This is a genomic window from Streptomyces sp. NPDC048337, from assembly GCF_043201175.1.
In the GTDB taxonomy this organism is placed as follows: Bacteria; Actinomycetota; Actinomycetes; order Streptomycetales; family Streptomycetaceae; genus Streptomyces.
This window is the reverse complement of the sequence record NZ_JBICYR010000021.1, coordinates 36,917-63,359: the sequence shown is the minus strand read 5'-3', so window position 1 is coordinate 63,359 and position 26,443 is coordinate 36,917. Positions and strand designations below refer to the sequence as shown.

The window sequence follows — 26,443 nt, the reverse complement described above, 5'->3', positions numbered from 1 at the left end:
TCACTTGAGCCTGCTGGAGGCCAGGACCGACACCAGGTGCAGCAGCGTCTGGAGCAGCGCGATGCCCGCCAGCACGGCGACGCCGAGCCGGGAGAAGTACAGGTCGCCGCGGAGCTGGTCCAGGACGGCCAGCACCAGGATGAGCAGGGAGGCCTCGATGCCGAGGATCAGGCGGTGGAACTTCAGCGCGGCGGCGGCCCGGCGGGCGAGCGCCATGCCGGACGAGCGCGGCTCGGACGCGGACTCCTTGACCGGCTCCTTGCCGACCTGGTGCCGGGCGACGCCGACCAGGTCGGTCTCGGCCTTGATCAGGATCGCGCCGAGCGCCGCGAGGGTGCCCAGGAAGGCCCACAGCCAGTCGATCCGGCCGCCGCCCCACAGGTCGGCGGCGCGCAGGCCGAAGCCGACCAGGACCGCCGCGTCGCACAGGTACGCGCCGACCCGGTCCAGGTACACACCGGAAAGCGAGAACTGCTTCTTCCAGCGGGCGACCTCCCCGTCGACGCAGTCGAGCAGCAGGTACATCTGCACCGCCACCACGCCGAGGACGGCGCCCCAGACGCCCGGCACCAGCAGGGCCGGGGCGGCGAGCACGCCGGCGAGGGTCATCACGTAGGTCAGCTGGTTCGGCGTGACCTTGGTGGTGACCAGGAGGCGGGTGATGCGCAGGGAGATCTCGCGCATGTAGAGGCGCCCGCCCCAGTGCTCGCCGCTGCGCCGGTCCTTGACGCCCGGCGGGTGGACGACGGGCCGGAGTTCAGCTACGGATGGTCTGGGCATAGTCGGCGTATGCGTCCCTGATCTCGGCGGCGGACAGGTTGAGGTGCTCCAGGATCGTGAAGCGTCCCGGGCGGGTCTGCGGGGCGTACTCGACGGCCGTGACGAACTCGTCGACGCTGAACCCGATCTCCTCGGGCAGCACCGGCAGGCCGTGCCGGCGCAGCACCTCGGCGAAGAGCCCGGCCTGCTGCTCGGCCCCCCGCAGGTGCATCGCGAAGGCGGCGCCGATGCCGACCTGCTCGCCGTGGAGCGCGGAGCGCCCGGGGTAGAGCAGGTCGAAGGCGTGGCTGATCTCGTGGCAGGCGCCGGACGAGGGCCGGGTGTCACCGCTGATCGACATGGCGATGCCGGAGAGCACCAGGCCCTCGGACAGCACGGTGAGGAACTCGTCATCGCCGCAGCCGCCGGGGTGGCGCAGCACGGACTCGCCCGCCGTACGGGCCATGGCGGCGGCCAGGCCGTCGACGGGCTCGCCGTTGATCTGGTGGGAGAGCTCCCAGTCGGCGATGGCCGAGATGTTGGAGATCGCGTCGCCGATGCCGGCGCGGACGAACCGCACCGGGGCTTCCTTGATCACGTCGAGGTCGATGACCATGGCGATCGGCGTCGGGACGCCGTAGGAGCCGCGTCCGTTGTCGTTGTCCAGGATGGACACCGGCGAACAGATGCCGTCGTGCGAGAGGTTGGTGGCGACGGCCACTATGGGCAGTCCGACCCGCGCCGCGGCGTACTTCGCCACGTCGATGATCTTGCCGCCGCCCAGGCCCACGACGGCGTCGTAGCGGCGGCCCTTTATGTCGTCGGCCAGCTTGACCGCGGAGTCGATGGTGCCGTCGACGACCGGGTACCAGTCGGCGTTCGGCAGTACGGGCTCCAGCTTGGCGCGCAGCGCGACGCCGGAGCCGCCGCTGATCGCGATCGCGAGCGTGCCGGACGCGGAGATCCGCTGGTCGGCGAGGATGCCGTCCAGCTTGTCCATCGCCCCGCAGCTGATGTCGACGACGACCGGCGAGGGGATGAGCCTCGTCAGTACTGGCATGCGATCGTCCGGCCCTTGGCGAGGTCGTCGTGGTTGTCGATCTCGACCCACCTGACGTCGCCGATGGGGGCCACGTCGATGGTGAAGCCGTCGTTGACGAGCTGCTGGTAGCCGTCCTCGTAGTAGAGGTCGGGGTCGCGCTCGAAGGTGGTCTTCAGGGCCTCGGCGAGCTGCTCGGCCGCCTCGGGCTCGATGAGGGTGACACCGATGTACTCGCCGGTGGCGTCGGCCGGGTCCATCAGCTTGGTGATCTTCCGGACACCCTGTCCGTCGGCGGTGACGACCTTCATCTCCTCGTCGGCCAGGTTCTTGACCGTGTCGAGGGCGAGGATGATCTTCTGGCCGTTGCCGCGGGCGGCGAGCAGGGTCTTCTCGACGGAGACCGGGTGGACGGTGTCGCCGTTGGCGAGGATCACACCCTGCCCCAGGACGTCACGCGCGCACCACAGGGAGTAGGCGTTGTTCCACTCCTCGGCCTTGTCGTTGTCGATCAGGGTGATCTTGACGCCGTACTTGGCCTCCAGCGCCTCGCGGCGCTCGTACACGGCCTCCTTGCGGTAGCCGACGACGATGGCGACCTCGGTGAGGCCGACCTCGGCGAAGTTGCCGAGCGTCAGGTCGAGGACCGTGAGGCTCTCCTCCTGGCCCTCGGGACCGACGGGCACGAGGGCCTTGGGCAGGGTGTCGGTGTAGGGACGCAGACGGCGTCCGGCACCGGCCGCGAGTACAAGGCCGATCATGCTGGTTCTCCTTCGTCATGTACGGCGGGTGCTCCGGAGGAGACCCAGAAGCGGATGCTCTCCACGAGCACCACCAGTGCCACGAACACGGCCATGGCCGTGAGCGCGACGGGGAACGCGTCCCGGGGGAGGACAACGGCCAGGACCACGGTCAGCAGGACCCTGCCCTCGTGGCCGCCGATCGTCCGCACCAGCCAGTGCGGGGGCGCGCCCGAGCCACCGCGGATGCGGTAGACCGTGTCGTAGTGATGGTAGGCGACGGCCGCGACCAGTCCGAATGCCGCGGGAAGGGCCCTTGCGGCGTCCGCCTTGGCAGCGAGGATCAGTACGGTGCCGTACTCGGCGGCGCGGAACAGCGGCGGCAGCAGCCAGTCCAGGGGAGCCTTCAGCGGCTGCGCCACGGCAGCCCCGGCGGCCAGCGCGTACAGGCCTGCGAAGGCGATCAGCCAAGAGGCGGCGAACGGCATCGTGTAGGCGGCGGCCAGCAGCATGACGGTGGCGCCCACCCCACTCGCCATGAACGTGGGCGCGGTGTACGTGGGCAGCCTGCGCAGCGCCCCGGCGATCAGCTCGCCCACCGGGCCGGTGTCGGCCAGGTCTGCGAGCGCTCGGGCGGCCCTGTCGGTGCGCTTGGCCTTGCGGGTGAGCGAGCGCAGGACGCGGCCCGCGGTGGTGTAGAGCGCGCCGAAGGCGCAGCCGATCAGGAGGGCGTAGAAGACGATCCGGGGGGTGGTCGCGGCGGTGAGCACCGCGATCATGGCCCAGCGCTCGCCGATCGGGAGGATGATCATGCGCCGGACCCATACCGTCCAGCCGACGCTGTCGAGCCGGTCGGACAGGGCGGCCGTGGGGCTCGTGTTCGCAGTGGCGTCGTGGTTGGCCTCGTTGAACGAGAAGTCGACGACGTGCCGGCAGGTCATGAGGATCATCGCGCCGAGCGCGAGGGCCCACACGTCGTCGCCGCCCCGGGCGGCGCCGAGCGCGAGGCCCGCGTAGAAGGAGTACTCCTTCGCGCGGTCGAAGGTCGCGTCGAGCCAGGCGCCCATCGTCGAGTACTGGAGCGAGTAGCGGGCCAGCTGCCCGTCGGTGCAGTCCAGCACGAAGGAGACGAGGAGCAGCACGCCCGCGGCGACGTAGCCCCAGCGCTCGCCGGTGGCGGCGCAGCCGGCCGCGATCAGCGCGGTGATCAGCGAGGCGGTGGTGACCTGGTTCGGGGTCAGGCCGCGGCGCGCGCACCAGCGGGCGATGTAGCGCGAGTACGGGCTGATGAAGAAGGTCGTGAAGAAGCCGTCGCGGGACTTCACGGCGGTCCGCAGGCGTACGGCCTCGTCGTCGACGGCGGCGACGGCGGCGGTCGCCGCGCGGTGCTCCGCGTCGGTGGCCGGGACGGCGGCGACGAGCGTGCCGAGCTCCGGCCGCTGGACGGCGGTCCCGGCGGCCTCCACCTCGGCGGCGAGCAGGTCGGGGTACGGCAGCGGGCCGTGGCCGACGGTCGCGGCGGCCTTGTCCAGGGCGGCCCGGGCGGCCGGCTGCACGGTGACGGCGCCGGTGACGGCGCAGGCGTCGAAGCGGGGGTCGGTCAGCGCGAGGCGCAGGGCGTGCCGGTGTCCGACGAAGGCGCTGTCCACGACGGCCACCCGCTGGTCCGCGGGTACGGCGCCCAGCACGGCGGCGACGTCCTCGGGGGCCGCGGCGGGGCGGACCTCGAAGCCGAGGGAGCGCAGCTCGTCCGCGAGCGGTGATCCGGGGACCGGCAGGCCGGTGAGGATGACGGTCGGCAGACGAACTCACTCCTTGTAACGGGCGCCTCGGGGGGCGGCGGCACGTCGGCAGAGGCTATCGGATGAATGGAAGCGGGGGTTCACCGCCCGTTTACACCCCGATAAGCCGTACGTCCCGGGGCTCCGGGCCCTGCCGGGTCATCATTGACGATCACCGCGCGGTACCACAAACGGCGTCGGTGTTACGGTGGACACGCCCCTGATCGAGTCGAGTGGAAAGAGGTGGGTTGATGACCGTCGCAGTGGTCGCGGCCATGCGCAGCGAACTCCGGTGCATCCCCCCTCTCCTCCGGGCATCCGGCCAGGCCTGATCATCCGCTGATCCGCCTTGTCGGCCGGGGCCCCCGTTCTCAAGGGTTCACGTTGACCGACACCACCCACACCACCACCGACACCGGCACCATCACCGACGCCGCCTTCCGGGAGGCATTCTTCGAGCTGCACCGCGGCCTGCCCCGGCAGGCTCCCGGTTCCGACGCGAGCACCCGCCACCTGCTGTCCCTGTGCGGACCGCTCCCCGAGCGGCCGCGCGTCCTCGACCTGGGCTGCGGTCCGGGCCGCAGCACCCTGCTCCTCGCCGCCGAGGCGGGCGGGGCCGGCGGGGCCGGCGGGGCCGAGGTGACCGCCGTCGACCTCCACCGCCCCTTCCTCGATGAGCTCCGTACGGCCGCCGGGGCCCGCGGGCTCGCCGACCGCGTCCACCCCGTAGAGGGGGACATGGGCGCGCTCCCCTTCGAGGACGGCTCCTTCGACCTCGTCTGGGCGGAGGGCTCCGCCTACTGCATCGGCTTCGACACCGCCCTCGCGCGGTGGAAGCGGCTGCTGGCCCCGGGCGGCACCCTCGTGCTGACCGAATGCCAGTGGACCGTCGCGGAGCCGTCCGCCGGGGCGCGTGGCTTCTGGGACGGGGAGTACCCGCTGCGCTCCACCGCGCGGAACCTCGCGGCCGCCCGGGCCGCCGGGTACGGGGTGCTCGGCGTACACCAGCTGCCCGACTCCGACTGGGCCGAGTACTACGGCCCGCTCGCCGAGCGGGCCCGGGCCGCCGAGCCCTCGACCCCCGCGATGGCGGCCGCGCTGGCCGCCACGCGCGAGGAGCTCGACGTACGGGCGCGCCACGGGCACGAGTACGGGTACATGGGCTACGTCCTGCGTCCGTTCGGGGTCTGACGCCGGAGTCGGAGGACTCGATGTGATCTGCCCCTCGCCGCTTACCACGCGGCGGGGGGGCAGACATGCGCGGAACTCGTAAGTGCGGGCAAGCCTCTTTTGTACGGCAGACTGAAGGCCGAAGTCCGAAGCGAAGGATGGGTATGCCGACCACACCAGCCACCGCCGCGAACAGCGCGTCCACCGGCACCGGGACCCAAGAATCGATCATGCTCGAACTGGTCGACGAGTCCGGGAACACCATCGGCACGGCGGAGAAGCTCTCCGCCCATCAGGCGCCCGGGCAGCTGCACCGGGCGTTCTCCGTGTTCCTCTTCGACGAGCAGGGGCGCCTGCTGCTCCAGCAGCGGGCGCTCGGGAAGTACCACTCCCCCGGCGTCTGGTCGAACACGTGCTGCGGTCACCCCTATCCCGGGGAGTCCCCGTTCGCGGCCGCGGCCCGGCGGACCTACGAGGAGTTGGGGCTGTCCCCCTCGCTGCTGGCGGAGGCGGGGACCGTGCGCTACAACCACCCGGACCCCGCGTCGGGTCTCGTGGAGCAGGAGTTCAACCACCTTTTCGTGGGACTCGCGCAGGCGGCTCTGCGGCCGGATCCGGAGGAGATCGCGGACACCGCCTTCGTCACCGCCGAGGAGCTGGCGAAGCGGCACGCCGAAGCGCCCTTCTCCGCCTGGTTCATGACCGTGCTCGACGCGGCGCGGCCCGCGATCCGCGAGCTGACGGGTGACGCGGCCGGCTGGTAGCCGTTGTCGTCGCCGTCCCCCCGCGTCGTTCAGAGCGCGGGGGTGGCGGGGGCCGGTGCGGTGAGCGGCAGCGCCGCCCAGATGACCTTGCCGCCCGTCGAGGTGTGCTCGACGTCGCAGACCCCGCCGGCCTCCAGCGTGACCTCCCGTACGAGGAGCAGCCCGCGGCCGCCGGTCTGGCCGAAATCGGCCTCCAGCGCCTTGGGGCGGTACGGATGGTTGTCCTCGACGGCCACCCGTACCCACTCGCGGCCGATCGCGACCTCGACGGCGACCTCCGGCGAGAGCAGGGCGGCGTGCCGGACGGAGTTCGTCACCAGTTCGGAGACGATCAGCAGCAGGGAGTACACGAGGTCCTGGTGGGCCGGCACCCCCTGACGCCCGAGCAGGTCCCGGACCGCGCGACGCGCCTGCGGAACGGATTCTTCTACCGCGGGAGCGGTGAACCGCCACACTCCCTCGTACGCGAGGGGGTCGGCCGGAGCCTGCGGCTCCCCCTCCCTGGCTGGCGGGACGCTCCCGCTGACATCCATCTTCCGTCCCCCGTCTTCACGCTCGATCGTCTCCACGCCTCCAGAGTGGGGAACAGGCTGGTCCGGACCGAACCGCTGACCAGAAGTCAGCGTCAATCGGACACTTTCTGACCACTGGCGTATGACAGAGTCAGTTGTTCGACTGTTCCTGATCTTCCGTGGGGCGCTTCCCGGCCGCCTGGCGCACATCGTCCGCCGCCCCCGGAACAGGCTCCGCCTCGTCGTCCCTGACCAACCCCAGGATGCGCCGGGCGCCCATGCCCAGGGCCACCAGGCTCAGCCCGTCGAACAGGAGGGCGAGGGAGAAGAAGGTTCCGATCACGTACAGGCTGCTGCCGGGCCAGCTCGCCAGGATGAGTATGCCCAGCAGGATGCCGAAGGCGCCCTGGACGAGCGAGATCCCGAAGTTCGGGCCGCGCACCACCAGGGAGCCGGCCAGCCGGAACACCCCTCCGGTCAGGAAGAGCAGCGCGGCGAACATGGTCAGGGCCTCGGCGCTCGCCTCCGGGCGGCGCAGGATCACGAAACCGGCCGCCAGATTGATCGCGGCGACGATGACGGCGAGCCAGAAGTAGTTGCTCTTGCGGGACTGCACGGCGTGCAGCAGACCCACGACGCCGCCGACCAGCAGCAGCCAGCCGAAGAGGAACATCGAGGTCAGAGTGGCCACGCCGGCGTAGACCAGGCCGACCAGTCCCGCCAGTACGAGAATCACCCCGAGCAGGGCCAGCAGCCCGAAACTGCGGCTGAGCTGCTTCTTCTCCCGCTGCGGTTCGCGGCCCTTGGCGTCCTTCGGGTCGGTACGGTCCGCACCCATGAGCGTGCCACCTCCTCGCACCCCCCGGACGTACTCGCCTCGGTCCCTCTTGATCATAGGATCGGCTGCCCGGGATAGCATCCGGCGCATGGACGCAGCCCGGGACGCAGCCCTCCTGCACACGGTCTCCGACGGGGTCGCCACCGTCGTCATCTCGCACCCCGCCAAGCGCAACGCCATGACGGCCGCCATGTGGCGCTCGCTCCCCGGGCTGCTGGCGGGCCTGGCGGACGATCCCGCCGTACGGGTGCTCGTGCTGACCGGGGCGGGACCGACCTTCTGCGCGGGGGCCGACATCTCCTCCATCGGCGGTGACGACGACCCCCAGGCACTGGCCGTGGCGGCGGAGGAGGCGCTGGCCGCCTTCCCCAAGCCGACGCTGGCGGCGATCCGGGGCTTCTGCGTGGGCGGCGGCAGCCAGCTGGCGGCCGCGTGCGATCTGCGGTTCGCGGAGGAGGGGGCGTCGTTCGGGGTGACCCCGGCGAAGCTGGGCATCGTCTACCCGGCGTCCTCCACCCGGCGGCTGGCCTCGGTGGTCGGCCCGGCATGGGCCAAGTACCTGCTGTTCTCCGCCGAGTTGATCGGGACGGACGCGGCGCTGCGCGCCGGGTTCCTGAACGAGCTGCTGCCGGCCGGCCAACTGGACAAGCGGGTGGCCGAGTTCGTACGCGTACTCGTATCCCGGTCGCAGCTCACCCAGGCGGCGGCGAAGGAGTTCGCGGACGGCCGGACGGACCGGGACGCGTACTGGACGGCCCAGGCGGCCGGAAGCGGCGACACCGCGGAGGGGGTCGCCGCCTTCCTGGAACACCGGGCGCCCGCGTTCACCTGGACCCTGCCTACTGGAGGATGAACCGGCTCTTGCCGCGCCACTCCTCGACGATGTCGGCCGGGGCCTTGGCGGGCGAGCCCGCGTCGTAGGGCGGCTGGGGGTCGTACTCGGTCAGCAGCTGAACGGACTGGGCCAGCCGGTCCCCGCCGATCCGGCCGAGCAGGGTCAAGCCCATGTCGATGCCGGAGGACACCCCGGCGGCGGTCACGTACTTGCCGTCGGTGACGACCCGCTCCCCGGTGGGTTCGGCCCCGTACTTCGGGAGCTGGTCGAGGGCCAGCCAGTGGGAGGTGGCCCGCCTCCCGCGGAGCAGGCCGGCTGCGGCCAGCAGCAGCGAGCCGGTGCACACGGAGGTGGTCCAGGTGCTGGTGGTGTCGGCGGTCCGCAGCCAGTCGAGGAGGACCTCGTTCTCCATCTGGTCGCTCTGCCCGGGGCCGCCGGGCACCAGGATGACGTCGGGGTTCGGCACGTCGCCGAGCGCCTTGTCCGCGACGAGCGCGAGCGACCCGGAGTCGTTGCGCACGGGCCCGGGCCGCTCGGCGACGAAGACGGTCTCCGCCCCGGGCAGCCGGCCGAGGGTGTCGTAGGGCCCGACGGCGTCGAGCGCGGTGAAACGGTCGTAGAGCAGTACGGCGATCTGCATGACTCCTCCTGCGGAGCGTCTTGCCTCCCGGCGGGGGGGCGGATGGTCTGGGGCGAAGCCCGGGTCTTTCGGGCGCAGCCCGAGGGGCGGGCGGCGGGGTAATCCAGCCCCGCCGGCGTTTGAGGCGCGGGGTCTGGGGCGGAGCCCCAGGAAGCGGCGCCGCACCCAGCAGGCGGCGGACCGGACCGGCGGTCAGGGGCCGAAGCGACGGCGGTATTCGGCCGGGGATTGGCCCAGGGTTTTGACGAAGGCGCGGCGGAGGGCCTCCGGGGTGCCGTAGCCGCAGGCACGGGAGATCTGCGCGACCCCCTCGCCGCTGTCCTCCAGAAGGCGCCGGGCGTGCTCCACGCGGACCCGCTCCACGTAGCGGCCCGGCGTCACCCCCGTCTCCGACTGGAAGGCACGGGCGAAGTGCCGCGGGGAGAGCCGCGCCCGCGCGGCCAGGGCCTCCACGCTGAGGTCCCCGTCCGGGTGCTCCGTGATCCACTGCTGCACGTCCCGCAGCGGCTCCCGCCGCGCGGTCTGCGCCTCCAGCTGCGCGCTGAACTGCGCCTGGTTTCCGGGCCGCCGCAGGAACACCACCAGGTGCCGGGCGATCGTCAGCGCCACGTCCCGCCCGTGGTCCTCCTCCACCAGCGCCAGCGCGAGGTCGATCCCCGCCGTGACCCCGGCCGAGGTGGAGACCCGCCCGTCCCGCACGTAGATCGGGTCCGGCTCGACCACCACCGCCGGGTAGTCCCGCGCCATCCGCTCGCACGCGTTCCAGTGCGTCGTCGCCCGCCGCCCGTCCAGTAGCCCGGCCTCCGCCAGCAGCAGCCCTCCCGTGCACACGGACACCAACCGCTCCGCCCCACCCCCGTGGGCGCGCAGCCAGTCGACGAGCCGGGGCTCGAAGTCGGCCGTGTACCGGCCCCCGGGCACCAGCAGCGTGGTCCCGGCCCCGGGTCGGGCACTCTCCAGGTCCCCGTCCGGCATCAGCGTGAGCCCGCTGTTCGTCCGGACCGGCGCGCCCCCGAGGGACACCGTCCGGATCTCGTACCCCGACACCCCGGGGAACCGGGCCGCTCCGGCGAACACCTCCACCGGCCCGGTCACGTCCAGGCTCTGCACCCCGTCGTAGAGGACGACGAGCACGTTTCGCAACGACATGGCCTCATGGTGTGACGCGGACCCCGATGGCTGCAATGACGTGCTTCCCACCTTTACGGCCATGCCCCCCGGCGCGGATAGGATCGGCGGACCATGACTGCAACCCTCGTCGCCAAAAAGCTCACCGCCGCGCACGGTGAGCGCACGCTGTTCGCCGATCTCGACCTCGTCGTCGCTCCCGGCGACGTCATCGGCCTCGTCGGCGTCAACGGCGCCGGGAAGTCCACCCTGCTGCGCCTGCTGGCCGGGCTGGACACCCCCGAGACCGGTGAGCTGCGGCTCTCCCCGCCCACCGCCGCCGTCGGCCACCTCCCGCAGGAGCCGGAGCGCCGGCCCGCCGAGTCGGTACGGGAGTTCCTGGCCCGGCGTACGGGCGTGGCGGCCGCGCAGGCGGCCCTCGACGAGGCGACGCAGGGCCTGGTGGACGGCACGCCGGGCGCGGACGACGCGTACGCGACGGCGCTGGACCAGTGGCTGAACCTCGGCGGCGCCGACCTCGACGAGCGGGCCGAGGAGGTGGCCGCCGAGCTCGGCCTCACCGTCGGCCTGGACCTCCCCATGACGGCGCTCTCCGGCGGCCAGGCGGCACGCGCGGGCCTCGCCTCGCTGCTCCTGTCCCGCTACGACGTCTTCCTGCTCGACGAGCCCACCAACGACCTGGACCTGGACGGTCTGGAGCGGCTGGAGCAGTTCGTCAAGGGGCTGCGCGCGGGCACGGTCGTGATCAGCCACGACCGCGAGTTCCTGACCAGGACGGTCACCAAGGTCCTCGAACTGGACCTGGCCCAGCAGCAGATCAACCTCTACGGCGGCGGCTACGACTCCTACCTGGAGGAGCGGGCCCGGGCCCGCAGCCACGCCCGCGAGGAGTACGAGGAGTACGCGGACAAGAAGGCCGCCCTCGAAGGCCGGGCGCAGATGCAGCGCAACTGGATGGACAAGGGCGTCCGCAACGCCCGCCGCAAGGCGAGCGACAACGACAAGATCGGCAAGGCGCTGCGCGGCGAGTCGAGCGAGAAGCAGGCCGCGAAGGCCCGCCAGACGCAGCGGGCGATCGAGCGGCTGGAGGTCGTCGACGAGCCGCGCAAGGAGTGGGAACTGCGCATGGAGATCGCGGCGGCCCCGCGCTCCGGCTCGGTGGTCGCCACCCTGCGCGAGGCGGCGGTCAAGCGCGGGGACTTCGTGTTCGGCCCGGCCGGCCTGCAGATCGACTGGGCCGACCGGGTGGCGATCACCGGGGCCAACGGCGCCGGCAAGTCGACTCTCCTGGCAGTCCTGCTCGGCCGGCTGCAGCCGGACTCCGGCTCCGCCACCCTCGGCTCCGGGGTCCTGATCGGCGAGGTGGACCAGGCCCGCGGCCTCTTCCTCGGCGACGAACCGCTGCTGGAGGCCTTCTGCGCGGCGGTCCCGGACACCGAACCGGCCGAGGTCCGCACCCTGCTGGCCAAGTTCGGCCTCAAGGCGGCCCACGTCCTGCGCCCGGCGGCCACGCTCTCCCCCGGCGAGCGCACCCGCGCCGCCCTGGCGCTGCTCCAGGGCCGCGGGGTGAACCTGCTGGTCCTGGACGAGCCCACGAACCACCTGGACCTCCCGGCCATCGAACAGCTGGAGTCCGCCCTGGACGCGTACGAGGGCACGCTGCTCCTGGTCACCCACGACCGCCGCATGCTGGACGCCGTCTCGGTGACCCGCCGCCTCCGGGTCGCGGACGGCAAGGTGACCGAGCTCTAGGTGTATTGGCCACGGGGGCACGTCTCAAGGTGCCACAGGGCTCGAACGCGACTAGCCTTGGTGATTGAGAGCCGCAACCGCGGAGCACGCCCCCCATGGTCGGAGTTCCGCGCCGCCAGGGTGGACCCCCTGACGCGTGCCTGCTTCTGAACCGTGTGGCGGCCTGAGGCCCCCTGTGGCCGGACATCGTGCTCCCGCATTTCCCGCGGCCCTGTATCCGATCCGCGCTGCGCATTTTGATTCTGCGGCTGCGGTTCCGCCCCTCTCATGCCTCGAAGAGGTGCGAGCGGGTGGAAGGAAAGGGAATTTCTCATGCGTGCACTGAGAGCGAAGCGCCTCTTCGTGGTCTCCGCCGCCGGTCTCCTGATGGCCGGTGGAGCCGCGCTCGGCACCGCGGGGACCGCCTCCGCGGCGACCCCGACCCAATCCGTCAGTTACGTCACCGGCGGTGGCTGGGACGACGATGACGACGACGGCGGCTGGCACAACAGCGGTTGGCGTCACGGCGGCTGGGACGACGATGACGACAACGGTTACGGAGGACACGGTTGGGGCGGTCACGGCTACGGCCGAGGAGGACACGGAGGATACGGAGGGCACGGCGACTGCTGATCCGTCCCCTTCACAGCACACCGTGCGCGGACCGGTCACCGGGCCGCGCATCGGTCTGCCGCGGTGATGTCAGCGCTCCTGCGGCCCCTCTGCCGGGGCGCGCCGGGTGCGCGCCATCTTCCGGGCGACGAAGGCGCGCGGGAGGTGGCGGGCCGCCAGGGCGTAGGCCCGGTAGCGGCGGCCGGTGATGCTGAGCGGGCGGCGCAGGGCGAGGTCGCGCAGGGCGCGGGCGACCACGGCCTCCGGTTCCAGCCAGACCGCCTCGCGCAGGGAGCTGACGTCCATCCCGGCTCGCTCCTGGAATTCGGTGCGCGTGAAGCCGGGGACCACCGCCAACACCCGGACCCCGTACGGTTCCATGTCCACCCGTAGGGACTCGCTGAAGGCGGTGACCCAGGCCTTGGCGGCCCCGTAGGTGCCGGTCGGCAGGAGTCCGGCCACCGAGGAGACGTTGAGGACGGCGCCCCGGCGGCGTTCGCGCAGACCCGGCAGCAGGGCGTGGGTGAGCCGGAGTGGGACCTTGACCAGCAGGTCGAGCATCCGCTCCTCGTCCTCGACCGGGCTGTACGGGAAGGGCGCGGGCAGCCCGAAGCCTGCGTTGTTGACCAGGATGTCCACGGGCCTGGTCCGGTCGGCGAGCCGCTCGGCGACGGCCGCGCACTCCCCCGCGTCCAGCAGGTCGGCCGGCAGCACCTCGGACACCGTGCCGAACTCGCGGCCCAGTTCCGCCGCCACGGCCTCCAGCCGGTCCTTGTCGCGGGCGACCAGGACCAGGTCGCAGCCCTTGGCGGCGAAGCCCCGGGCGAAGGCCGCGCCCAGTCCCGCGCTGGCCCCGGTGATCAGTACGGTGGTGCTCACTACACCTTCACTTCCTCTTGTTCGCTGCCGCCCGCCGAGGTGTACGCCTGCGCGACGTCGACGAGGAAGCGCGCCTCGTCCGCCAGGTCACCGCCCTCGTGCGGGCTCTGGATCGCGGCGGGCAGTTCCAGCCCTGCCGACTCCCCCGCGTGCCCTGGCAGTCCGGCGAGCTTCGCCTGCCGGGCCTCCTTCAGTACGGAGGCCAGCGCGGCCGCGGTGCGCCGCTGCTCGGGGATCCCCTGCCCGGCGACCTGGCCGCGGGCCAGCTCCAGGGCGCCCGGAGCCACGTACTCCCCCAGGATCAGGATCGCGTCGCGCGTTTCGATGACCTTGCGGTACACGAGCATGTCGCGCGGGACCGGCGGCCACAGCAGCTCCACGATCCTCGCGGCCCGGGGCTTGTTGAGGGCCACGTGCGGGACGGCCTGGACCAGATCGCGCCACAGCGGCCACAGCCGCCACGCGGTGGCGATGTCGGCGGCGGTGCGGCGGAAGGTGAACAGGACCGGCACGAGGATCGCGGCGGCGCGCAGCAGGCCGTGCAGGTTCATCATCAGCGGCAGGGCGGGCATCGCCCAGGTGCTGCCGAAGAGGGCCTTGAGCAGGTACGCGAACCAGAAGAGGCCGGCGAGCAGGGTGCCGAGGCCGAACAGCCGCAGCCCTGCGGCCAGTCCGCGGCTCTCGCTGCGGCGGCTGTAACGCCAGCACAGGGAGACGCAGATGGTGTTGGCGACCACGTGCGCGGAGATCAGCACCAGCCAGTACGCGAGCGAGGGCACCGGATCGCCGACGGGCGGCATGGTGTGGGTGCCGTGCTCGGGCGCCGCCAGGTCCAGGGCGATCAGCGCGGCGAGCCAGCCCACCGTGGCGATCCACGAGGCGAGTTGGAGCCTGCGCCCGCGGGTGGTGGCGGCCACGAAGTAGATGACGGCGCCGGCGGACAGCACGCCGATGAGGTTGCGGACGAGGCCGATGGTGTGGGCGTAGCCGGCGCCCCGGCTCATGGCGTACGCGACGACGTCCGGAAGGTTCAGGGTCATCGCCGCGGCGGCGGTGGCGACGGCCAGCCACAGGCCGCGCTGCTGCGGGGAGCGCAGGGCTCCGGGGGCGCGGAGCAGCACCGCGGTCCACAGGATCACGACGCTCGGGACGGCGAGCGAGTTGCCGAATTCGGTCAGGTCGGCGGCGGTCATCTCTCTCCCCGCTCGTAGCCCATGGCGGACTCCAGCCGGGCCAGGGTGCCGTGGGCCCCGGCGGCCGTGTGCGGGCCGGAGTTCGCGGTGCGGATGCGGATCATGCTGGCGAGCATCTCCGCCTCCTGCTCCTGGCGGGTGGTGTAGTTGGTGCGCCCGAGCACGGTCGGGGCGCCGCTGTCGGACTCCTCGCCCTCCAGCGAGTTGTGGCCGAAGAGGATGTGGCCGAGCTCGTGGAGCACGATGTGCTCGCGGTGGAGCGGGGTGGTCTGGGCCTCGTAGAAGACGTAGTCGACGGTGGCGGTGCCCACCCACAGCCCGCAGACCCCGGATTCCGCCGCCTCCTTGGGGAGCGGGTGCAGCCGGATGGGGCGGCCGCGCTGCTCGGCTATTCGATTGCACAGCGCGTCGAGGGAGAACGGATGGGTCAGGTCCAGATGGCCGAGAATGTTCTCGCACCGTTTGCGGAGGCTGAGTTGCCGGTAGGGCATGTGATCCCTCTTCGGACCCTTTCTCGGGCAGCGTCGGTAGGCGTGCGTGGGCATGGGCATGGTGTCCTGTGCCTTCAAGGCGGCCTCGGGGAGTGCGGTCCTGAGGGGAAACGCGGAGGCCCGTCCGCCGGGTGACGAACGGGCGTTCCACCATGCCTACAGATCTTGTACGCGAGTTGGCAAGGCACCCCCACATCCGGGGAACCTATTCGGCCATTCCGCGGGAAGACCTCGCGCACCTGCGCTGACTAGCGCTTTCGCCGCTCCTCGGGGCCGGTCAGACCGGCCCGGCGCAGGGCGTCGGCCATGGCGCTGTTGGCCGGGGCGGGGGCGCTGCCCCCGCCCTGTCGGCGGTCCTGGCCCTGCCCGCGCTGGCCCTGGCCCCGCTGGCCCTGGCCCTGGCCCTGGTTCCGGCCGCCTTCGCGGGCGCCCGTACCGCCGCGCTGCTGGGGCGGACGGCCGCCGCCGCGCCGCTCCTGGCGTTCCTCGCGCTGCCTGGGCGCGCCGGCGGTGCGGTCCGCCTCGTCCTCCAGCCGCAGGGTGAGCGAGATCCGCTTGCGCGGGATGTCCACGTCCATGACCTTCACGCGGACGATGTCGCCCGGCTTGACCACGTCGCGGGGGTCCTTGACGAAGGTCTTCGACAGCGCCGAGACGTGCGCCAGGCCGTCCTGGTGGACGCCGATGTCGATGAAGGCGCCGAAGGCGGCCACGTTCGTGACGACGCCTTCCAGGATCATCCCCGGGGCCAGGTCGCCGATCTTCTCCACGCCCTCCTTGAAGGTGGCCGTCTTGAAGGCGGGGCGCGGGTCGCGGCCCGGCTTCTCCAGCTCGCGCAGGATGTCGGTGACCGTGGGCAGGCCGAAGGCCTCGGTGACGAACTGCTCGGGCCGCAGGGAGCGCAGGACTCCGGTGTTGCCGATCAGGGCCGCCACCTCGCCGCCGGCCGTCTTGCCCATGGCCCGGACCACCGGGTAGGCCTCGGGGTGCACGGCGGAGGCGTCCAGCGGGTCGTCCCCGCCGCGGATCCGCAGGAAGCCCGCGCACTGCTCGTACGCCTTCGGGCCGAGCCGGGCCACGTCCTTGAGCCCCTTGCGGCTGCGGAACGGGCCGTTGGCGTCGCGGTGGGCCACGATGTTCTCGGCGAGCCCGCCGCTGATGCCCGACACCCGGGAGAGCAGCGGCGCGGAGGCGGTGTTGACGTCCACGCCGACGCCGTTCACGCAGTCCTCGACGACCGCGTCGAGGGAGCGGGAGAGCTTCACCTCGGACAGGTCGTGCTGGTACTGGCCGACGCCGATCGACTTGGGGTCGATCTTGACGAGCTCGGCGAGCGGGTCCTGGAGGCGGCGGGCGATGGAGACGGCCCCGCGCAGGGACACGTCCATGTCGGGAAGTTCCTGCGAGGCGAAGGCGGAGGCCGAGTACACGGAGGCGCCGGCCTCCGAGACCATCACCTTGGTGAGCTTCAGCTCGGGGTGGCGGGTGATGAGGTCCCCGGCGAGCTTGTCGGTCTCGCGGGAGGCCGTGCCGTTGCCGATGGCGATGAGCTCGACCGCGTGCTCCTTCGCGAGGCGGGCCAGCTTCGCGAGGGACTCGTCCCACCGGTTGGCGGGGACGTGGGGGTGGATCACGTCGGTGGCCACGACCTTGCCGGTGGCGTCGACGACGGCGACCTTCACGCCGGTACGGAAGCCGGGGTCGAGGCCGAGCGTGGCGCGGGTGCCGGCGGGCGCGGCGAGCAGCAGGTCGCGCAGGTTGGCCGCGAAGACCCGTACGGCCTCGTCCTCGGCGGCGGAGCGCAGCCGCATGCGCAGGTCGATGCCGAGGTGCACCTGGATCTTCGTACGCCAGGCCCAGCGGACGGTGTCGGCGAGCCACTTGTCGCCGGGGCGGCCGCGATCGCCGATCCCGAAGCGGCGGGCGACGATGCCCTCGTACGTGGAGGGGCCGCCGGGCGTGTCGCTCGGCTCCTCCGGCTCCAGGGTGAGGTCGAGTACGTCCTCCTTCTCACCGCGCAGCATGGCGAGGACGCGGTGCGAGGGCAGCGCGGTGAACGGCTCGGCGAAGTCGAAGTAGTCGGCGAACTTGGCGCCCGCCTCCTCCTTGCCCTCGCGGACCTTCGCGGCGAGCCGGCCGCGGCCCCACATGCGCTCGCGCAGTTCGCCGATGAGGTCGGCGTCCTCGGCGAACCGCTCGGTGAGGATGGCGCGGGCGCCCTCCAGGGCGGCGGCCGGGTCGGCGACGCCCTTGTCGGCGTCGACGAACGCGGCCGCCACGGCGGCCGGTTCCACCGAGGGGTCGGCGAGCAGGCCCTCTGCGAGCGGCTCCAGGCCGGCCTCGCGGGCGATCTGGGCCTTGGTGCGGCGCTTGGGCTTGAAGGGGAGGTAGATGTCCTCCAGCCGGGCCTTGGTGTCGGCCGCGTTGATCCGCGCCTCCAGCTCGGCGTCGAGCTTGCCCTGCTCCCGTACGGAGTCCAGGATCGCGGCGCGCCGGTCCTCCAGCTCGCGCAGATAGCGCAGCCGCTCCTCGAGGGTGCGCAGCTGGGCGTCGTCGAGCATCTCGGTCGCTTCCTTGCGGTAGCGCGCGATGAACGGCACGGTGGAGCCGCCGTCGAGCAGCTCGACGGCGGCCTTGACCTGCCGCTCCCGTACGCCGAGCTCCTCGGCGATCCTGCCTTCGATGGACATCGTCACGATCGGGTCCCGCCTGCCTTCGTTTGCACTGGAAGGCTGCCAATTGTGGCAGGTGGCGGCGGCGGTCGGCGGGACCCCTGCCGATCGGCCTGTGGCGGTCAGCCCTTGCCGCGGAGGTCGGCGGGGAAGGCGCCGGCCGCGACGGCCTTCAGCACGAAGCCGCCGCCCAGCTCCGCCAGGCGGGCCAGGCCGGCCGCGCCGAGGTGCTCGTACGGGGCGGCGTCCAGCCGGTCGGTCTCGTTCTCCAGCCGTTCGCGCAGGGCCTTGCCCTCCTCGGTCAGCTCCCCGGCCCCGTCGAGCACGCCGCGCTCGCGCAGGCGCTCGGCGGCGGCGTCCAGGTCGGCCTGCTCCCAGCCGCGGGTGGCCTTGACCCACTTGGAGGTCATGCCCTTGCCGGTGGCGCCGTGGCTGACGAGGGCCTCCACCGGGTCGAGCCCGACGATGAGCAGGGCCGCGAGGTGGCCGTCGCCGCGGTGCTCGCGGAGGAGGGTGGTGGCGTGCCAGAGCCGCAGGTGCGGCTGCTCGGGGACCGGGAGGTCGGCGTGGGCCGCGTAGAGGGTGCGGGCGTGGCGGGTACAGCCCTCGGTGGCGCGCAGGGCCAGCTCGGCGGCCTCCGCCAGCTCGGGGGACTCGACGGTCTCGTCGCCGAGCAGCCGGCGCAGGGTGCTGTCCGCTGCGCGGTAGCGGGCGGCGATGACCTCCTCGGGGGAGACCCGCTCCCAGACGGCGGGCAGGTACCGGGCGAGGCGTTCGTAGCGGTAGTTGTAGAACGTGGCGGCCACGACACCGGGCCCCACGGCCCCCAAGGCGGCTACGCGGCCGGCCAGATGGGCGGCGCCGGGGTCGTCGATGCCGAGGGCGGCGAGCTCCTTGAAGTAGTCCGGGGAGAAGTAGACCGTGGAGTGGAGCGGGTTGATGGCACCGTGCCAGGCATGGCGGGCGGCGAGCGCGGGAATCGTCATGCCGAGCACGTTACCGACTGCTCAGTATGCCGGGAAGGCCCCGGCGGCGCCGCTGCCAGAGGGGGTCAGGGGGTGAAGGCCGATCAGGCCGTGGTGAGGCGGGTGGTCAGGGTCGCCAGGCGGGTGGGCGGGCCGGGACAGGAGCACGCGCCCCCGGTACGCCTCGGTCGCGCCTACCTCGACGGCGCCGTGGTCAACCTCCTCAACCCGAAGGTGACCCTGTTCTTTCTGGCCTTTCTTCCGCAGTTCCTCGACCCCTCCGAAGGCCATCCGCGGGCGCGGATGTGGCTGCTCGGCGCGGTCTTCCTCGTCCTCGGCGCCCTCTTCGACATCGGCTACGCGTGCGCCGGCGCGGCCGTGAGCCGCTGGCTGCGCCGCCGCCCGGCGGCACTGGCCCACCAGAACCGGGCGGTCGGCGCCGTGTACCTGGCGCTCGGCGCGCTCGCCGCCCTGCCCACCGGCCTGTGAGCAGGTCGGCGGGAGTGTGACGGCCGAATGCCGATCGTGTGACAGGGGGAGCCATGGACATGACCTGGGACGCACGGGTGAATACGGTCGAACGCAACTGACTCCCCTACCACTTGGAGCCCTTCGTGCACCGCAAAGTCATCGCCCCGAGCGTGCTCGCCGCCTCCCTTCTGCTGGCGATCCCGGCGTCGGCGGCGAGTTCCGGTCCGGGCGCCCCGGGTATCGGCGACCCCTACTACCCGGCCAGCGGCAACGGCGGATACGACGTGTCCCACTACGACCTGCGGCTGAAGTACGAGCCGAAGACGGACCTGCTCGAAGGCACCGCCACCCTCCTCGCCACCGCCAAGCAGGACCTGTCCCGGTTCAACCTCGACTTCGGCCTCCAGGTCAGCGAGATCCGGGTCAACGGCGCCAAGGCCAAGTTCGCCGCCTCCGGCACGCAGGAGCTGGAGGTCACGCCGGCGAAGCCCCTCGCCCGCAACACCCCGCTGACCGTCGTCGTCAAGTACGCGGGCAAGCCCTCCGAGTTCAAGGTGGACGGCTGGACGGCCTGGCAGCGTACGCCCGACGGCGGGGTGGCGGCGCAGGAGCCCGACTCGGCGGTCTGGTGGTTCCCGAGCAACGACCACCCGCTCGACAAGGCCACCTTCGACGTCTCGGTGAGCGTCCCGGACGGCACCCAGGCCATCAGCAACGGCGTGCTCCAGTCGCAGAGTTCCCGCCTCGGCTGGACCCGGTACAACTGGCGCTCCAACAAGCCGCAGGCCACCTACCTCGCCACCCTCGCGATCGGCAAGTTCGACATCACCACCGACAAGACGGCGAGCGGGCTGCCGATCCTCAACGCGTACAGCAAGGACCTCGGCGACAACGCCGGGGCGGCCCGCGCGAGCGTGGAGCGGACGGGTGAGGTCGCCGAGTGGCTGGAGGGGGTCTTCGGCCCGTACCCCTTCAACGCGCTGGGCGGATACGTGCCGAACGTGACGGCCGGCTACGCGCTGGAGACGCAGACGCGCCCGTTCTACGGCCCGCGCCAGTTCTCGAACGGCGCCAACGTCTCGGTGGTCGTGCACGAGCTCGCCCACCAGTGGTACGGCGACAGCGTGTCCGTCGAGGGCTGGAAGGACATCTGGATCAACGAGGGCTTCGCCCGCTACAGCCAGTGGCTGTGGTCGGAGAAGGAAGGCGAGGGCACCGCGCAGGAGCTCGCCGACTGGGCGTACGCCCTGCGCCCGGCCGAGGACCCGTTCTGGCAGGTCAAGCCGGGTGACCCGGGCCCGGAGAACCAGTTCCACGGAGCCGTCTACGACCGCGGCGCGATCGCCCTCCAAGCGCTGCGCAACGAGATCGGCGACGAGAAGTTCTTCCAGATCCTGAAGGGCTGGCCGACCGAGCGGGCCTACGGCAACGCCAAGGTCGGTGACTTCGTCCGCTACGCGGAGAAAGTGTCGAACAAGCCGCTGGCGCAGCTATTCGAGACCTGGCTCTACACCCCCGGCAAGCCGGACGCCTCGGCGCTGAACGGGACGGCGAAGGCCCCTACCGCCCGCTCCTTCCAGGCGGCCCCGGTCAGGCCGGCGGCGGAGCCGAAGTCCTGGAAGAAGATCGCGGAGACGAACACGATCCACGAGCAGGAGCACGGGCACCGGAACTGATTCCCGGTCCCGGTCCCGGCCATACGCCGCCTCGCGCGCCGGCGCCCCTCAGCGGGCGCCGGCGCGCCACTCGGCCCGGGCCCGACGGGCGATCGGCAGGTACCGCAGCCGCTCCGGCAGCAGCGGTACGAGGAGCCGTACGGCCGTGCTGAACCGCCGGAGCCTGCGCTCCTGGGCCTTCGTCCAGGCGAGGCCGAGCGCCGCACGTGCCTCGGGCGGCATGTAGCCGACGGTGACGAAGGCCCGGAAGTGCAGGAACGCCGGCCGCAGCACCGGCCAGGCGAGCCGCAGCAGCAGCCGCACGGCCGGGCGGCTGCTCCCGGGCGGAGGCAGCGGGATGTCGGTGGCCATCAGCTCCCGGGCGACCTTGGTGGGCTCGACCTCCTCGGCCAGCATCCGGCCCCAGTACTCCCGGTACTCCTCGACGGTCTGCGGCATGTCCCGGTCGCGGATGCCCAGGATCCGGCCCACCTGGAGCCATTCCCTGTACATCTGCCGCTCCTGGGCGGGGGTGAAGCGGCGCATCAGGTACCGGCCGGCGTACAGGTAGACCGGGTAGCCGGTGGCGTGCACCCACGTGTAGCAGCCGGGGTCGAGGGAGTGGTAGCGCCGGCCTCGGGTGTCGATGCCCTGGATTCCCTTGTGCAGCCGCCGGACCCGGCGGCCTTCCTCGGCGGCCTCATCCCCGCCGTACACCCACAGCTGCACGGAGCGCAGGGAGCGCTCACCACGGCCCCAGGGGTCGGTGCGGAAGACGGAGAACTGGTCGACGCCGGCCCCGATGGCGGGGTGCGCGACCTGGAGGGTGAAGGCGGCGGGGAGCATCAACAGCGCCCGGATGTCTCCCGCGATGCTCCACAGCACCCCGCCGGGCGGGGGCGGCTCGGGGTCGGTACGGGGCCGGACGGGGCGGCCTTTCGATGTGTCGGCTGCCGTGGTGGTGCTCATGTGACCAGTATGCGAGAAGGAGATGTCCCGGGCCCGACAGAAAGTCTTGTCCCGGGTGTTACCCAGAGGTAACCGCGGCTGCTTGGATGGCGAAGCCGATCTTCCCCACAGGAACGATGGAGACCTCATGCTGCACACCTCGCACCGCCGTCACCGGGCCGCCGCCGCGGCCGTCGCCGCGGTCGCCGCCGGCACGCTGGCCGTCACCACCGCGCCCGCCGCCACGGCCGCGGAGTCGAACGCCACGCCCCGGCTCAGCGTCCTGTCGTACAACGTGTTCCTGATGAGCAAGAACCTGTACCCGAACTGGGGCCAGGACCACCGGGCCGCGGAGATCCCCAAGGCCTCCTTCTACCAGGGCCACGACGTGGTCGTGCTCCAGGAGGCCTTCGACAACGGCGCCTCCGACGCGCTGCGGGCCAACTCCGCTGCGCAGTACCCGTACGCCACGCCCGTCGTGGGCCGCAGCAAGAGCGGCTGGGACGCCACCGGCGGCTCCTACTCCTCCACCACCCCGGAGGACGGCGGCGTCATGGTCCTGAGCAAGTGGCCGATCGTCCGCAAGGAGCAGGTGGTCTACAAGGACGCCTGCGGCGCCGACTGGTGGTCCAACAAGGGCTTCGCCTACGTCGTGCTGAACGTGAACGGCACCAAGGTGCACGTGGTCGGCACCCACGCCCAGTCCACCGACCCGGGCTGCGACGCGGGCGAGGCGGCGGAGATGCGCGCCCGCCAGTTCCGCGCGATAGACGCCTTCCTCGACGGGAAGAACATCCCGGCGAACGAGCAGGTGATCGTGGCGGGCGACATGAACGTCGACTCGCGCACCCCCGAGTACGCCTCGATGCTCGCCAACGCCGACCTGGCCGGCTCCGACACGCGCACGGGCCACCCGTACTCCTTCGACACCGCGCTGAACTCGATCGCGAACTACCGCTACCCGACGGACCCGCGCGAGGACCTGGACTACGTCCTCTACCGCAAGGGCAACGCCCGTCCGGCGGGCTGGGAGAACAACGTGGTCAAGGAGGAGTCGGCGCCCTGGACGGTCTCCAGCTGGGGCACCTCCTACACCTACACCAACCTCTCCGACCACTACCCGCTGATCGGCCGCTAGTCCGGCCCCCTCACACCGCGCAGCGCACCCGGTCCGTCCACCGGGTGCGGTGCGCCTCGGTCAGCCGGTGGCCCTGGCGCGCTCCCACTCGCTCGCGTAGTCCTGGAAGATCTCCCGCAGGTGGTGCCCGATCTTCAGGTAGTCCAGGTCGTCGAGGTTGGCCAGGGAGACGCGCACGGACCACTCCGGGCCGTCGAAGCCGCCGCCGTTCAGCAGCACCACCGAGGTCTGCTCGGCGAGCCGGAACAGCGGGTCGACGGGCTCGTAGTTCTTCTCCAGGAAGTCCGCGAAGTCCTTGCCGTGGACCCGCTCCGCCTCGGCCAGCAGGTCGAGTTCGATGTAGTACCCGGCCCGCTTGTCGTCCCCGGAGATCTTCATCTGGGCGCCCTCCAGCAGGAGGTCGAGCCGCCGGTGGACGATCTGCCGGATGCGCTCCTTGTACGCCTGCCCCTCCTCCAGCATGTCGAAGAGGGAGAAGAGGCACATCATCACCTGCTGCGGGAGCGAGAGCCCGGCGGTGTGGTTGAGGGCGACCGAGCGGGAGTCGGCGACCATCCGGTCGATGAAGCGGATCTTCTCCGGCTCCAGGGTCAGGGTGCCGTACCGCTTGGCCAGGCGGTCCTTCTGCTCCTGCGGGAAGTTCGCGATCATCTCGTCGATGACGTTGTCGTCGTGCAGGCCGATGACGCCGAGCCGCCAGCCGGTGCAGCCGTAGTGCTTGGAGTACGAGTACACGAGCAGGGTGTTGCGGGGCAGTTCGGCCGCGATCGAGCGGAAGCCGGGCACGAAGGTGCCGTACACGTCGTCCGTGACGATCAGCAGGTTCGGGTTGGCGGTGGCGACGATGTCCTTGATCTGGTTCGCCACGCGCTCACTGAGGGCCAGCGACGGCGGGTTGCTGGGATTCACCAGGCAGACCAGCTTGACCGACGGGTCGGCGAGCTTGGCGACCTCCTCCTCGGGGTAACGCCACTGGCGTACGCCGGTCTCGGCGAAGAGGCTCGCCGAGACGTTGACCACCTCGAACTCGAAGGTGTCGAGCTCGGGGATCTCGATGTACGGGGTGAACACCGGGGTCATCAGGGCGATCTTGTCGCCCTTGTGGAGGATCCCGTTCTTCATCAGGGAGTCGAAGATGTAGCACATGGCGGCCGTGCCGCCCTCGGTGGCGAAGAGCGACAGATCGCCCTGCGGCGGCCGCTTGTCGAACATCTCGTCGCCGAGGTAGCCGCGCACGATCTGCTCGGCGTGCACCAGCATCCGGTCCGGCACCGGGTAGTTGTCGCCGGTGATCGAGTCGGTCAGCTCGTGGACGAAGGCGTCCTTGTCGAACGTCCAGCGGGTCAGGGCGTACCGGACGCAGGCGGAGAGCAGTTCCACGCCGGGCAGGTCGGGGTGGCGGCGGACCCACGAGTCGAACCGTTCCCCGATGCCCTTCTTCTCCGGCATGCCGCCGAGGTTGTCGGCGGTCCACACGCGCCGGGACTCGTCGAGCGCGAAGTAGCCGAGGGCGTGGAAGGCCTCGCGGGGGCCGGTGGCGATCCAGTTGGGGTTGCCGCGGCCCGCGTTGAGCATCGCGCGGGCCGCGGTGCCCTTCTGCCCCGGCTTGTCGGCCTGGGCGGCGGTGGCGAGCTGGATGAACTTGTCCTTCAGCTCGAAGGGGCTGAGCTGGGCGAAGGACTGGATCTCCTCGCGGCTGAAAGTGGTCTCGGGCACGGTGGTTCCCTACCTTCGCGGATCAGTGGTGTCAGTGGTGTCAGTGGTGGAGCAGGACGATGACGGCGCCCCAGATCGTCAGCAGTACGTTGCTGACGGCGTAGGGGATCGTGTAACCGAGCACCGGTACCTGGGATTTGGACTGTTCGTTGACGGCTCCGATCGCGGCGGTGGTGGTCTGTCCGCCGGCGAGGACGCCCATCAGGATCGGGAAGCGGATCTTCTGGACGTGATGGCCGACGAGGAAGCCCACGAGGAGCGGGATCAGCGTGGCGACGGCCCCGAAGAGCAGCAGTCCCCAGCCGGCCGAGGCCAGCCCGCTGGTGAAACTGGGCCCGGCGTTGAGGCCGACGACCGCGACGAAGAGGCAGAGCCCGAGGGTGTCCATGAACCACTGGGCGCCGGGCGGGACGTTGCCGTACGTCGGGTACTTGCCCCGGATCCAGCCGAAGACCAGGCCCATGATCAGGGCGCCGCCCGAGGTGGACAGGGAGATCGGGACCCCGCCGGCCTTGAGCGCCGGGATGCCGATGCAGCCGCCGAGGAAGATGCCCAGGCCCACCCAGATCATGTCGGTGGCGAAGCTGGTCGGCACCGGCTTGCCCAGTGCCCGGCCGGCCGGGTCGACGAGCCGCTTGGGCCCGGACAGGACGACGGTGTCGCCGCGCTCCAGCCGCGTGGAGAGCCGGTAGGGGAACTCGGCGCCGGAACGGTAGAGCTTGTCGACGTAGACGCCCACCATGAAGGGTTCCTGGCGCAGTTCGGCGATCGTCTTGCCGAGCTGCGCCTTTTCCGAGGCCACCACGTGCAGGGTCTCGGTCCGGTAGCCGAGGAGCTCCACGTCGTCGGTCTCGGCCCCGATGTTGGCGCGCGGGTCGAATTCGACGAGGGAGCCGCGCAGGGCGCTGACGGCGACGGTGTCGCCCTCCAGGAGGACGGTCTGCTGGGTGTGGTCGAGGATCTTGCCCTCCCGGCGGAGGCGGGTGAGGTAGATCCGGCGGCCCAGTGCCTGCTGCTGTCGCTCGAACTCCTCGATGGTGCGGCCGGCGAGGTGGTCGAGCCCCTGGAGCTTGTAGGCGCGCAGGACGACCTCGTAGTAGCCGTCGTGGAGGTCGGGGTTGTCGCCGGGGGCGTCCAGCTCCTTGGCGAGCCGGGCGCTCTCGGCGGCGAGGTCGCGGCGGTAGAGCCGGGGCAGGACGTTGGCCAGGAGCATCGCGCAGAAGATGGTGCCGAGCGGGTAGGTGACCGCGTACGCGACGGCGACGAGGTTCTCCTGCTCCTTGATCTGGTCTGCGGAGAGGCCGGGGAGGTTGCCGATGGCGTCCTGGGCGACGCCGATGACGGCCGACTGGGTGAGCGCGCCGCCGAGCAGGCCCGCGCTGAGGCCGGGTCCGTAGCCGAGGAACGCGGCGAATCCCCAGCAGACGAGCAGGCCGGTGACACAGACGACGACCGCGTTGAGGACCTGCGGGAGGCCGTCCTTCTTCAGGCCGCGGAAGAACTGCGGGCCCACCTTGTAGCCCAGCGCGAAGAGGAACATCGTGAAGAAGAGGTTCTTCACGGTCCCGTCGATGGTGATCTTGAATTGGGCGCCGAGCAGCAGTCCGGCGATCAGGCAGCCGGTGACCGCGCCGAGCGCGATGGCCTTCCAGCGGAGCTTCCCGAAGAGGAAGCCGAGCGCGACGGTGAGGAAGACGAGCAGTTCGGGGTGGGGCTGGAAGATGTTCCGGTTGAGGAAGTCGATCATTTGGGGGCCGTCCGTGTGC

Annotated in this window: 23 protein-coding genes and 1 pseudogene; 8 read left to right on the top strand and 16 right to left on the bottom strand. The window is 71.6% G+C overall.

Annotated features, from left to right (window positions below; genetic code table 11):
• Genes ACGFYU_RS28725 through ACGFYU_RS28710 form a run of 4 tightly spaced genes read right to left on the bottom strand, consistent with a single transcriptional unit; the run spans position 1 to position 4,340 of the window.
• Positions 1–780 carry a CDP-alcohol phosphatidyltransferase family protein gene (locus ACGFYU_RS28725; RefSeq protein ID WP_393830209.1) on the bottom strand — a complete coding sequence of 260 codons (780 nt, stop codon included), beginning with the start codon at positions 778–780 and terminating at the stop codon, positions 1–3.
• Positions 758–1,819 (bottom strand): iron-containing alcohol dehydrogenase family protein, encoded by a 1,062-nt coding sequence (locus tag ACGFYU_RS28720; protein WP_393830208.1) that lies wholly within the window; start codon positions 1,817–1,819, stop codon positions 758–760. Before ACGFYU_RS28720 ends, ACGFYU_RS28725 begins: the two co-directional genes overlap by 23 nt.
• A complete protein-coding gene (locus ACGFYU_RS28715; RefSeq protein WP_393830207.1) occupies positions 1,807–2,559 on the bottom strand; it encodes a sugar phosphate nucleotidyltransferase in 753 nt (250 codons plus the stop codon). The genes ACGFYU_RS28720 and ACGFYU_RS28715 overlap by 13 nt, the downstream gene beginning before the upstream one ends.
• Positions 2,556–4,340 carry a DUF5941 domain-containing protein gene (locus ACGFYU_RS28710; RefSeq protein WP_393830297.1) on the bottom strand — a complete coding sequence of 595 codons (1,785 nt, stop codon included), beginning with the start codon at positions 4,338–4,340 and terminating at the stop codon, positions 2,556–2,558. The genes ACGFYU_RS28715 and ACGFYU_RS28710 overlap by 4 nt, the downstream gene beginning before the upstream one ends.
• 402 nt (positions 4,341–4,742) lie before the next feature.
• On the opposite strand from ACGFYU_RS28710, the pseudogene ACGFYU_RS28705 reads away from it, so the two are divergent.
• Together ACGFYU_RS28705 and idi are read left to right on the top strand one after the other, a co-directional pair.
• Positions 4,743–5,498, top strand: a pseudogene (locus tag ACGFYU_RS28705) (class I SAM-dependent methyltransferase); the annotation flags it as partial.
• 155 nt (positions 5,499–5,653) lie between these two features.
• A complete protein-coding gene (idi, locus tag ACGFYU_RS28700) occupies positions 5,654–6,253 on the top strand; it encodes an isopentenyl-diphosphate Delta-isomerase (RefSeq protein ID WP_393830206.1) in 600 nt (199 codons plus the stop codon).
• Positions 6,254–6,282: 29 nt separating this feature from the next.
• On the opposite strand, the gene ACGFYU_RS28695 is transcribed toward idi, so the two are convergent.
• Both ACGFYU_RS28695 and ACGFYU_RS28690 read right to left on the bottom strand, forming a co-directional pair.
• Complete coding sequence (locus ACGFYU_RS28695; protein WP_393830296.1) at positions 6,283–6,786, bottom strand: ATP-binding protein; 504 nt, start codon at positions 6,784–6,786, stop codon at positions 6,283–6,285.
• Positions 6,787–6,916: 130 nt separating this feature from the next.
• The gene (locus tag ACGFYU_RS28690) at positions 6,917–7,603 is read right to left on the bottom strand and encodes an HdeD family acid-resistance protein (protein ID WP_393830205.1); all 687 of its coding nucleotides are present in this window, start codon (positions 7,601–7,603) and stop codon (positions 6,917–6,919) included.
• A gap of 88 nt (positions 7,604–7,691) precedes the next feature.
• Here ACGFYU_RS28690 and ACGFYU_RS28685 point away from each other — a divergent pair, with 88 nt between their 5' ends.
• Positions 7,692–8,456, top strand: a complete 765-nt coding sequence (locus ACGFYU_RS28685; RefSeq protein ID WP_393830204.1) for an enoyl-CoA hydratase/isomerase family protein — start codon at positions 7,692–7,694, stop codon at positions 8,454–8,456.
• On the opposite strand, the gene ACGFYU_RS28680 is transcribed toward ACGFYU_RS28685, so the two are convergent.
• Positions 8,443–9,078, bottom strand: a complete 636-nt coding sequence (locus ACGFYU_RS28680; RefSeq protein ID WP_393830203.1) for a DJ-1/PfpI family protein — start codon at positions 9,076–9,078, stop codon at positions 8,443–8,445. The genes ACGFYU_RS28685 and ACGFYU_RS28680 overlap by 14 nt on opposite strands.
• A gap of 192 nt (positions 9,079–9,270) precedes the next feature.
• Positions 9,271–10,227, bottom strand: a complete 957-nt coding sequence (locus ACGFYU_RS28675) for a GlxA family transcriptional regulator (protein ID WP_393830202.1) — start codon at positions 10,225–10,227, stop codon at positions 9,271–9,273.
• A gap of 93 nt (positions 10,228–10,320) precedes the next feature.
• Here ACGFYU_RS28675 and abc-f point away from each other — a divergent pair, with 93 nt between their 5' ends.
• A complete protein-coding gene (gene abc-f / locus ACGFYU_RS28670) occupies positions 10,321–11,958 on the top strand; it encodes a ribosomal protection-like ABC-F family protein (RefSeq protein WP_393830201.1) in 1,638 nt (545 codons plus the stop codon).
• Between the two features lie 312 nt (positions 11,959–12,270).
• A complete protein-coding gene (locus ACGFYU_RS28665; RefSeq protein WP_393830200.1) occupies positions 12,271–12,570 on the top strand; it encodes a hypothetical protein in 300 nt (99 codons plus the stop codon).
• A gap of 69 nt (positions 12,571–12,639) precedes the next feature.
• Here the strand turns inward: ACGFYU_RS28665 and ACGFYU_RS28660 are convergent, their stop codons facing one another.
• The 5 genes from ACGFYU_RS28660 to ACGFYU_RS28640 all read right to left on the bottom strand — a co-directional run bounded on the left by ACGFYU_RS28660 (position 12,640) and on the right by ACGFYU_RS28640 (position 18,770).
• Entirely contained in the window at positions 12,640–13,428 is a 789-nt protein-coding gene (locus ACGFYU_RS28660; protein ID WP_393830199.1) for an SDR family NAD(P)-dependent oxidoreductase, read from the bottom strand.
• The gene (locus ACGFYU_RS28655) at positions 13,428–14,621 is read right to left on the bottom strand and encodes an MAB_1171c family putative transporter (protein WP_393830198.1); all 1,194 of its coding nucleotides are present in this window, start codon (positions 14,619–14,621) and stop codon (positions 13,428–13,430) included. Before ACGFYU_RS28655 ends, ACGFYU_RS28660 begins: the two co-directional genes overlap by 1 nt.
• The gene (locus ACGFYU_RS28650; RefSeq protein WP_393830197.1) at positions 14,618–15,112 is read right to left on the bottom strand and encodes a hypothetical protein; all 495 of its coding nucleotides are present in this window, start codon (positions 15,110–15,112) and stop codon (positions 14,618–14,620) included. The genes ACGFYU_RS28655 and ACGFYU_RS28650 overlap by 4 nt, the downstream gene beginning before the upstream one ends.
• A 248-nt stretch (positions 15,113–15,360) precedes the next feature.
• Positions 15,361–17,808, bottom strand: coding sequence for a Tex family protein (locus ACGFYU_RS28645; protein WP_393830196.1), 2,448 nt, complete (start codon positions 17,806–17,808; stop codon positions 15,361–15,363).
• A 98-nt stretch (positions 17,809–17,906) separates the two neighbouring features.
• Positions 17,907–18,770 (bottom strand): hypothetical protein, encoded by an 864-nt coding sequence (locus tag ACGFYU_RS28640; RefSeq protein WP_393830195.1) that lies wholly within the window; start codon positions 18,768–18,770, stop codon positions 17,907–17,909.
• A gap of 72 nt (positions 18,771–18,842) precedes the next feature.
• Here ACGFYU_RS28640 and ACGFYU_RS28635 point away from each other — a divergent pair, with 72 nt between their 5' ends.
• Both ACGFYU_RS28635 and ACGFYU_RS28630 read left to right on the top strand, forming a co-directional pair.
• Entirely contained in the window at positions 18,843–19,238 is a 396-nt protein-coding gene (locus ACGFYU_RS28635) for a LysE family translocator (protein WP_393830194.1), read from the top strand.
• 125 nt (positions 19,239–19,363) lie between these two features.
• Entirely contained in the window at positions 19,364–20,896 is a 1,533-nt protein-coding gene (locus ACGFYU_RS28630) for a M1 family metallopeptidase (protein ID WP_393830193.1), read from the top strand.
• Between the two features lie 48 nt (positions 20,897–20,944).
• Here the strand turns inward: ACGFYU_RS28630 and ACGFYU_RS28625 are convergent, their stop codons facing one another.
• Positions 20,945–21,844: an oxygenase MpaB family protein gene (locus tag ACGFYU_RS28625; protein ID WP_393830192.1), complete on the bottom strand. Its 900-nt coding sequence runs from the start codon at positions 21,842–21,844 to the stop codon at positions 20,945–20,947.
• A 127-nt stretch (positions 21,845–21,971) separates the two neighbouring features.
• Here ACGFYU_RS28625 and sph point away from each other — a divergent pair, with 127 nt between their 5' ends.
• Positions 21,972–22,961 (top strand): sphingomyelin phosphodiesterase, encoded by a 990-nt coding sequence (gene sph, locus ACGFYU_RS28620; protein WP_393830191.1) that lies wholly within the window; start codon positions 21,972–21,974, stop codon positions 22,959–22,961.
• 60 nt (positions 22,962–23,021) lie between these two features.
• Here sph and ACGFYU_RS28615 read toward each other — a convergent pair whose 3' ends face one another.
• Both ACGFYU_RS28615 and aspT read right to left on the bottom strand, forming a co-directional pair.
• Positions 23,022–24,677 carry a bifunctional aspartate transaminase/aspartate 4-decarboxylase gene (locus ACGFYU_RS28615; RefSeq protein WP_393830190.1) on the bottom strand — a complete coding sequence of 552 codons (1,656 nt, stop codon included), beginning with the start codon at positions 24,675–24,677 and terminating at the stop codon, positions 23,022–23,024.
• Positions 24,678–24,717: 40 nt separating this feature from the next.
• Positions 24,718–26,424: an aspartate-alanine antiporter gene (aspT, locus tag ACGFYU_RS28610; protein WP_393830189.1), complete on the bottom strand. Its 1,707-nt coding sequence runs from the start codon at positions 26,422–26,424 to the stop codon at positions 24,718–24,720.
• Positions 26,425–26,443 lie beyond the last annotated feature (19 nt).